The organism is Streptosporangium sp. NPDC006013, from assembly GCF_040614275.1.
Taxonomy (GTDB): domain Bacteria; phylum Actinomycetota; class Actinomycetes; order Streptosporangiales; family Streptosporangiaceae; genus Streptosporangium.
This window is the reverse complement of sequence record NZ_JBEXUE010000899.1, coordinates 1-1,730: the sequence shown is the minus strand read 5'-3', so window position 1 is coordinate 1,730 and position 1,730 is coordinate 1. Positions and strand designations below refer to the sequence as shown.

Below are 1,730 nucleotides of genomic sequence, written 5' to 3'. Positions count from 1 at the left end.
CCCTAGAAGCCCACTGAAGATCTTGGTGTGATGCCCCCGGGGGTCTGTGATGTCCCCGGTGGGGGCGCCAGCATGGCCGTGGCGTTCCTATACCGGCGTGATGGCCAGCGTCCACATATCGTCGGTCCGGGCAAGTCCGAGGTTGATGAGCGTGCGGAGATTGACGGCGGCGGCCCGGGTATGGAGCCAGGCGTTGTTCTTGATAGTGCCGATGTAGCGCAATCGTCGACTGCCGCGGGCCACGATCCAGGCGACCGCGCGCTCGACCGGGGGCCGCCACCGACGGTAGTCGGCTTGCCAGGCCGGATCGGTAGCGGCCTGACGGCGGGCGGCGACGAGCAGGTCGTGGTGAGGGGTGATCTGCACGACTCGCCCCTTCTTGGCGGTGGTGCAGCGCTCACGCAGTGGGCAGCCCGCGCATGCCTCCCCAAAGACAGCCCGCTTCTTGATGGTGTTACCGCCCAAAGCAGCGCGTTGCCCAGCGGGGCAGACGACAGTGCCACAGACGGTGTCGATGACGAAGTCATCAAGGGTGAATCCGCCGGGGACGGCCGGCCGTGGCGGCGCCGGCTTGATCACCAGCCGGTGCCCGGCCTGCTGGAGTTCCTGTCGGCAAGGACCGGTGGAGTAGGCCGCATCCCCCAGGACGTCGACGGGCCGGTCTTCTCCGGCGAGCAGGTCCACAGCCATCACCGCCTCGTGATGGGCGGCACCGGCGCCGGGCCGCAAGGCGACCGCGGTCAGCAGACCGCTCTCCGGTTCAACGACCAGGTGAGCCTTGTATCCGTCCTGGTGGTGGGTGCGGGTCTTGTGCACGTGCCGGGATTCGGGGTCCACCGTGGAGATCATCCGGTCGGGCACGGTGCGCCGGGCGATACGCCATCGTCCGTCCCGGCCGTCGGAGTCGTCGGCGGGTTCGACGTCTTGACCCGCGACCAGGGCCAAGATACCGACCGCGTTCGCACCCTGCTCGCCCAAGGGCTGCTCGGGCAGGCCTGCCAGTAATCGGATCGCGTCCCCCACCAGCGCGTCCACCAGCACCGCGCGTGCCTGCTCATCGTTCCAGGCGATCGCCGGCTTGCCCGGATCGGTGTAGTCATGGGCGGTGCAGCATGAAGCGGCGACCTTTCCGGCGCCGGGCACATCACGGATCACCCGGCGGATCGCGGCGATCAGCTGCGTGACGGTGTCTTGGGTGGCCACCGCGTCATCCAGCACGGTCGAATCCAGCGCCCGCCGTTGCCGTCCCTTTAAGACCCCGGTCTCGGTGACGACCGCGCGCACCGCGTCGAAGATCCGGTTGGGGGCGGTTGAGCGGGCCAGCCGCCGCCGGAAGTAGGTCAGCAGCGACGGATCGAAGGCGGTGTCATACAGTCCCAAGCCGCAGGCGGCTTTCCACCGCAGGTCACAGCGCAGCTCCTGGACGGTGTCGAAGTCCGACAGCCCGTGCAGGGTCTGCAACACCATCGCGGCGGCCAGCACCTGCGGCGGCATGCTCGGGCGTCCGTTTCGGGACGGATACATGTCCGCGAACATCGCTTTCGGAAACAACGCCTCGCGATGCTCAGCCAGGAACGCGAACACGCTTCCTGCCGGGATCAGCTCCCGGCAGGTCGCCCAAACATCCGGCCCGATCGGCTCTCCGGCCCACTCGCCCTGCATGACCAAGAAGTCTGGCGTGATCTCTCCCGGGGCAGAACAAGAACGCGAGATCTTCAGTGGTCTTCTAG

At 67.9% G+C, this 1,730-nt stretch carries 1 protein-coding gene; it reads right to left on the bottom strand.

From position 1 onward, the window contains the following. Positions 1–87: 87 nt before the first annotated feature. Entirely contained in the window at positions 88–1,662 is a 1,575-nt protein-coding gene (locus ABZ260_RS50725; RefSeq protein WP_355633062.1) for an IS1182 family transposase, read from the bottom strand. Between the last annotated feature and the right edge of the window lie 68 nt (positions 1,663–1,730).